Annotated in this window: 5 protein-coding genes and 3 pseudogenes; all 8 read right to left on the bottom strand. The window is 52.5% G+C overall.

Annotated features, from left to right (window positions below; all coding sequences use genetic code 11):
• Positions 1 to 693 (bottom strand): annotated as a pseudogene (locus K0778_RS24430) (IS91-like element ISVsa3 family transposase); the annotation flags it as partial.
• 71 nt (positions 694 to 764) lie between these two features.
• Positions 765 to 1,538, bottom strand: coding sequence for an IS21-like element ISEc57 family helper ATPase IstB (istB, locus tag K0778_RS24435; protein WP_001053381.1), 774 nt, complete (start codon positions 1,536 to 1,538; stop codon positions 765 to 767).
• On the bottom strand, positions 1,538 to 2,563 hold the full coding sequence (gene istA, locus K0778_RS24440; RefSeq protein ID WP_021545039.1) for an IS21-like element ISEc57 family transposase: 1,026 nt from the start codon (positions 2,561 to 2,563) through the stop codon (positions 1,538 to 1,540). Before istA ends, istB begins: the two co-directional genes overlap by 1 nt.
• Before the next feature lie 88 nt (positions 2,564 to 2,651).
• Positions 2,652 to 2,813 (bottom strand): annotated as a pseudogene (locus K0778_RS24445) (IS91 family transposase); the annotation flags it as partial.
• A 111-nt stretch (positions 2,814 to 2,924) separates the two neighbouring features.
• Positions 2,925 to 3,230, bottom strand: a complete 306-nt coding sequence (locus K0778_RS24450) for a LysR family transcriptional regulator (protein ID WP_001255015.1) — start codon at positions 3,228 to 3,230, stop codon at positions 2,925 to 2,927.
• A 27-nt stretch (positions 3,231 to 3,257) separates the two neighbouring features.
• Positions 3,258 to 4,472, bottom strand: a complete 1,215-nt coding sequence (gene floR / locus K0778_RS24455; RefSeq protein WP_058100717.1) for a chloramphenicol/florfenicol efflux MFS transporter FloR — start codon at positions 4,470 to 4,472, stop codon at positions 3,258 to 3,260.
• Between the two features lie 216 nt (positions 4,473 to 4,688).
• Positions 4,689 to 5,573 carry a DUF3363 domain-containing protein gene (locus K0778_RS27965; RefSeq protein WP_001447541.1) on the bottom strand — a complete coding sequence of 295 codons (885 nt, stop codon included), beginning with the start codon at positions 5,571 to 5,573 and terminating at the stop codon, positions 4,689 to 4,691.
• A gap of 30 nt (positions 5,574 to 5,603) precedes the next feature.
• Positions 5,604 to 6,367: pseudogene (locus K0778_RS24465) on the bottom strand (IS91-like element ISVsa3 family transposase); the annotation flags it as partial.

Consider the following 6,367-nt stretch of genomic DNA (forward strand, 5'->3'; position numbering starts at 1 on the left):
AGTGAACACCTTTCGCCCCGCCTGTGAACCGACAGCGATACGGTAAGTGATCGAGTGCCCCAGCAGGGGTGTCATCGGGTCGTCATCCACCGCATCCGAGGCCAGATAGCTGTTTTCGACATCCCGTTCCAGCAGGCCTTGCCGTTCCAGATAGCGACCCACCCGGTGGGCGATGGTGTGCGTCAGCTGGGTGAGCTCTGGGCTGGTCGGCGCCTTGACCCAGCGGAAACGCGCTGAGCCGTGGGATTGCTCGACATACACACCGTCGAGAAACAGCATGTGGAAGTGAACATTCAGATTGAGCGCCGATCCAAAACGCTGGATCAGGGTGACCGCGCCCGTCTTGGCCACTTGGTGGGTATGGCCCGCTTTCTTGACCAGGTGCGTGGCAATGACGCGGTAAACGATGCCCAGCACCCACCCCATGATCTCGGGCCGGCTGGCAAACAGGAAACGCAGCTGAAACGGGAAGCTCAACACCCACTGACGCATGGGTTGTTCAGGCAGTACTTCATCAACCAGCAAGGCGGCACTTTCGGCCATCCGCCGCGCCCCACAGCTCGGGCAGAAACCGCGACGCTTACAGCTGAAAGCGACCAGGTGCTCGGCGTGGCAAGACTCGCAGCGAACCCGTAGAAAGCCATGCTCCAGCCGCCCGCATTGGAGAAATTCTTCAAATTCCCGTTGCACATGTCAACGGCAATTTAAAACTGACCCCTTTTACCTTAAAACAGCAAAGTAAAATTGACCCCTTTGATGATTTATTAAGACTCAATTTGTGGTTGAATTCCTACTCTCTTTTTATCTTTTAGACGATAACTTTCCCCAGATATTTGTACAACATGACAATGATGTAATAAACGATCCAACATTGCTGCTGTCAAAGTAACATCATCTGCGAATGATTTAGACCACTGGCTAAATGGTAAATTACTGGTCAAAATCGTACTGCCTTTTTCATAGCGCTTGGCAATAACATTAAAAAATAAATTTGCTTCTTCACGACCAAATGGTAAATATCCTATTTCATCGATAATCAATAACTTTGGAGCAAGTACAACACGTTGCATGTAGTTTTTTAATTTACCTTGTTGATAAGCTAGGCTAAGTTGCAACATTAAATCAGCTGCAGTAATAAACTTAGTCTTAATATTATTCATAATTGCCTTATAGCCTAAAGCCATTGATAGATGTGTTTTCCCAACACCACTTGCACCAATAAATACAACATTTTCAGCTCTTGGAATAAAGCTTAAATTAAATAGTTCAAGCAACTGCGACTTTGGAGCACCTAAAGCATAATTAAAATCATAAGCCTCCAACGTTTTGATTTGAGTAAGACCTGAAAGTTGTAAAAGAATCTGTTGACTACGTTGCTGCTTGGCTGTGTATTCATGTAATAGCATAGCTTCAACGAAATCTGCATAACTGCCATCCTTTGCTAAGGTTTGTTGTGCATGATGTGACCATTGTGATGCCACTGTTTGTAGACCAAGCTGACGGCAAAGCTGTTCAATACGCTCATACTGTAAATTCATTAAGAAACCTCCAGTAATTCATCATAGATTGATAAGGGGTGTTGAACACTCTCATGAGGTATGAGTGATGATGGGCTAACATCATCAATTACAGATTTTTTAGAACCATCATTAAATAAAGGTAATGAAGAAAAAAATTGTTGTTCTTCAAGCAAACGAGTACTTGGTTTTTCTTTAGTTGTTGCATGAATGCGTTGATTTGCTGTTTCACTAAGCCATCGACCAATATAGGCATTTGCCATATCAACATCTAAGCTAAGGTCAACCACCTTTAAACTTGCTTTTAATGGCACGATAAAACTTGATTTCAAATAACTATTAAAGCGTTCTACTTTACCTTTTGTTTGCGCACGATATGGCTTACAAACACGTGCTCGGAAGTTATATTTCTTAGCACAATCAAGTAATTTAGCATTCCAGCGATGTTGACCATCTTGATAAGCATCACGTTCAATGATAATGGCCTTAGCATTATCAAATAATACATCTTTAGGAACACCACCAAAGAACTGAAAAGCACTTTCTAAGCCATCAATCCATGCATCAGAACGTTCATGATCATAAAACTTAACAAAGGTTGCTCTAGAGTATCCCAAAGTTGCAACAAATGCTTTTAATGTGGTGTGATGACGTCGAATTGTTGTGAAATCAACCTGCATTTGTTGACCTGGTTGAGTCTCAAATCGCTTAATCGGCTCTGGTTGTTTAGTTGGCTTTAATGTATTGAGATAATTTTGTAGTGTTCTAATTTTCCCCGTGTAGCCTTTTTGCAAGATTTCTTGATACAACACTGCAGCCGGTATCCATTCTGGATCGGCGGCATTTACACGTTTGATTAAATACGGTTTATAAGGCTCAAGAATACTCACTTTAGATTGTGTTCGTTGATATTTAGGTGTTACTTGAGATCGTAAATATTTACGCACAGTATTTCTAGAAATACCGAGTTCGCGGCTAATTGCCTTAATAGATTGACCTTGTTGATGAAGTATTTGGATTGTCACTGCTTGCTCCAAAGTTAACATGTTGAGCAGTCCAAAAAGACCACTATATTAACCAAGGGGGTCAATTTTCAAATGCTGTTGGGGGGTCATTTTTACATTGCCGCTAACACACATAGCCCGGCAATTCCTTTCCCTGCTCTGCCATAAGCGCAGCGAATGCCGGGTAATACTCGTCAACGATCTGATAGAGAAGGGTTTGCTCGGGTCGGTGGCTCTGGTAACGACCAGTATCCCGATCCCGGCTGGCCGTCCTGGCCGCCACATGAGGCATGTTCCGCGTCCTTGCAATACTGTGTTTACATACAGTCTATCGCTTAGCGGAAAGTTCTTTTACCCTCAGCCGAAATGCCTGCCGTTGCTAGACATTGCCAGCCAGTGCCCGTCACTCCGCGGTCTTCACTGCGTGATCGAGTTGATCGACACCCGCCGTGACACGCTCCATGAAGTGCCTGCCTGCGTCTGTTAGCCGAACGCCCCGCGCATGGCGCTCAAATAGCAGGACACCAAGGTTATCCTCCAGCGCTTTCACACGCGCGCTGACGCTCGACTGGCTGATACCAAGTGCCTTGGCCGCATGCCGAAAATTCAGATGCTCGGCGACGGCGATGAACTGAACAAGGGAAATGAGCGGTATCCTGCCAGACAGGATACCGACATTCACGAGGTTTCGATGGTTAGTGCGCCGCATCGGAGCGGGCCTGCTACCAGTCGTCGGTTAGACGACTGGCGACTTCTCGGTGGCAGCCCCACGGAGCCGAAGGAGCACCAGCCCCAACGAAACCAGTACCGCCATCGCCGTGGCGTAACAGATCACGGGCCACGCTGTGTCATCGTTTAAAAGTGCCACCGCCAATGTCCCGACAATGCTGACTATCAGGCTTTGAACGCAGAAGTAGAACGCGACCGCTGATCCCGCGATGTCGTCGAACTCTGCCAAAGCGCCGTTCGCGGTAACGGACACCGTGAAGACAATACCGACCGCGACAACCCACATCGGTAGGATGAAGGTGAGGAATGACGGCGAGCCGTAAAGTTCGCCGATCCCCAACAGGACCGCTCCGCAAACAAGCAACGCCATCCCACGCGCCACGCATCCTGCGATGCCCCATCTGGCGACAAAGGACTTCGCGAAACGGGTTGTCACGATCATTACAAGCGCGACAGTGGCGAAGGCAAAGCTGAATCCGATCTCGGAATATTCCGCTTGGCCTATGAGCACACGGGGAGCCGTCGAGAAGAAGACGAAGTAGGTGCCCATACCGGCGCTAAAGCCGACAGTGTAAACCCAAAAAGCCGGACTCGCGAAGATCGGCAAGACAGATCGGCGCGTCTTGACTTGATCCAGAGGGCGGGTTTCGTGCCACCTGAAACCCGCATTTAGGAGTGCGAGCATCGCCAGTATAGCCAAAGTAATGAATATCGCCTGCCATCCCAAGAACTCGCCGATCAATGCTCCGGCGATAGGGCCGAGCGCAGGCACGAACGCCAGCATCGAACTGAAAAGGCCGTAGATGACGACACCCTCAGGACGGTTGGCATAAACGTCGCGAACCGTCGCGAACGTCGCCACCAGCATGGCCGACGCGCCCACTGCTTGAAGTAGACGGAAAGCGACAAAGGCCGGTGCAGTTGAAGACCAAGCTGCTCCCAGAGACGCAATGACGAAAGCCGTTGCGCCCGCAAGTAGAATTGGCCGTCGCCCGATTCTGTCTGAGAGCGGACCAAAAATCACCTGGCCCACGCCGAGCATCACCATATAGAGGCTCAACGTGAGTTGGATCATAGCGGGCGTCGTGTTCAGGATGCCGGGCATCGCTGGAACGACAGGGAGATAAATATCCATCGCCAGTGAAGCGAGGATGTCGAAAGGAGCCATCAGCAGCAGTGCTGCCGGCAGCGTATAGGCCCACGCGGGGCGTGTGGTGGTCATGACGAATCAACCCTCGATTAAGGAATACCGGGCGACGTCTGCTCGTCAGCAATCAGATGAGACTAGCCTTACAGAGCGCCGCAACAACAATACTGGTTGTTGCGGCTTACTTGTCTGCTGACTTGGAATTTCCCATCTGATTACTCCACGCTTACGAATATGAATTGCTACATTTTATCCGATTATCTTTTGCTTCGCAATGCGGCATGGGCGCACTCAGCGTTCCAGCCCCCTCTGCCGCCCTAACTGCCACGACACCGACCCGCCCTGCACGATGCCCATAACCTCGCGGCCGAGTTGGCGGTCGATGATCGGCCGCCACGGGACAAGGGTGAACTCATGGGATTTCTCGACCACGGCGAACTTGCCGCTCGATAGATGCACGGTTCCGGTAAACTTGCCGCTGACGCTCTCGCCGTCCGTGGCGGCGCGGAACGGCAGGCCCTTACTCAAAGCCATATCCGATCCGACGCCGGCTACCTCGCGCTCCCGCAGGATGGCGAGAAGGTTGCGCCGGTAGAAGACGCGGCTGTCCCGGCTGCGGGTGGCGTCGCCCTGTTCGATATGGTGCTCGCGGCGCTGGTCCATGGCTTCGCGGACTTGTTGCCCGAAGCCGGTTGGCGCAAGGTCGGCCGTCTCGCCGTGGATCAGCCGCCGGTCCAGCCAGGTCGCGCCGTCCGATCCGATCTGTTTGTTCAGATCGACCGGGGAAAGGACGCGAACGCTGGCCTGACTGTCTCGGCCGGCGTCATGGGCGGCGGCACGGCTGACCAGATCATCGGGGATGCGCCATTGGTCGGCGTCGATCCGCTCGACGATACCGGCCCGGCGTAGCGCCTCCAGCCGGCGCACATGGGCATCGACATAGCCCTCATAGTCGCCGCCTGGAACGCGGCACGTATAGGAAGAATAAACGCCCTTTTCACCCAAGTCCAACAGCTTTGGACCGCAGTTGACTCTTTCGACACCCCTGCGATGCAACCCAATCCGGCTGACGGGGAGCCAGCAACGCTGAAAATTTACCCTCCTCTTTCCCACTAGCGGCTCCTTTTCCGACAACCAGCACGGCGGATCCCTGCCGCGGCGCTGTGAACGCAGCATTTTGATTGGTATCGTTGGCCTTCAGGCTCGTCAGTCAAACAGACCCAGGAGCAGCTCAGCCGGTGGCGCCCGGCTTTCGGGTAACGCCCTGGTCCCGCTGGTTTCGGCTTTGTGCTTCAGGTGATCAAGGATCTGCTTGATCACTATAGGGTCTTCAATGCAGGCGATGACTTTCATGGCGCCGCCGCAGCCGCTGCAGGTCTCGATGTCGATATTGAAAACACGCTTGAGCCGTTGCGCCCATGTCATCGACGCTCGCCGTTGTGCTGGTGTTGCCGGTTCATCAGCCACCCTGACCTTGTTGCCCCTGCCCCGTTTTGCCGGCGTGACCAACGCCCGGTGCCGACTGTTGGGTGCGAACACCCCGTGGAAGCGGGTTAGGTTGACTCTGGGCTTCGGTACCAGGGCGGCCAGCCTTGCAATGAAATCCAATGGTTCGAAAATGACGTGCGTGGTGCCGTCCCGGTACGGCGTCTTGAGCTGGTAGCGCACGTTGCCGCCTCGTGTTAACGACAGCCGCTTCTCGGATACCGCCGGGCGGCTGATGTACCGGCACAGCCGTTCGAGCTTCTTGCGTTCATCGGCCCTGGCCGCCACGCCGGCGTGCAGGCTGAACCCGGCTACCTTGCCAATCCCGTCACCGAACGGATCACCACTGGTCGGCAGAGTTTGCAAAGTGAACACCTTTCGCCCCGCCTGTGAACCGACAGCGATACGGTAAGTGATCGAGTGCCCCAGCAGGGGTGTCATCGGGTCGTCATCCACCGCATCCGAGGCCAGATAGCTGTTTTCGA

Origin of the sequence: Escherichia sp. XD33 (assembly GCF_019375075.1) — a bacterium.
In the GTDB taxonomy this organism is placed as follows: Bacteria; Pseudomonadota; Gammaproteobacteria; order Enterobacterales; family Enterobacteriaceae; genus Enterobacter; species Enterobacter flexneri_A.

Coding starts and splice junctions, on each gene's coding strand:
- istA (WP_021545039.1), bottom strand. CDS start 2,563: ATGTTAACTTTGGAGCAAGCAGTGACAATCCAAATACTTCATCAACAA.
- K0778_RS24450 (WP_001255015.1), bottom strand. CDS start 3,230: ATGCGGCGCACTAACCATCGAAACCTCGTGAATGTCGGTATCCTGTCT.
- K0778_RS27965 (WP_001447541.1), bottom strand. CDS start 5,573: ATGCTGCGTTCACAGCGCCGCGGCAGGGATCCGCCGTGCTGGTTGTCG.
- istB (WP_001053381.1), bottom strand. CDS start 1,538: ATGAATTTACAGTATGAGCGTATTGAACAGCTTTGCCGTCAGCTTGGT.
- floR (WP_058100717.1), bottom strand. CDS start 4,472: ATGACCACCACACGCCCCGCGTGGGCCTATACGCTGCCGGCAGCACTG.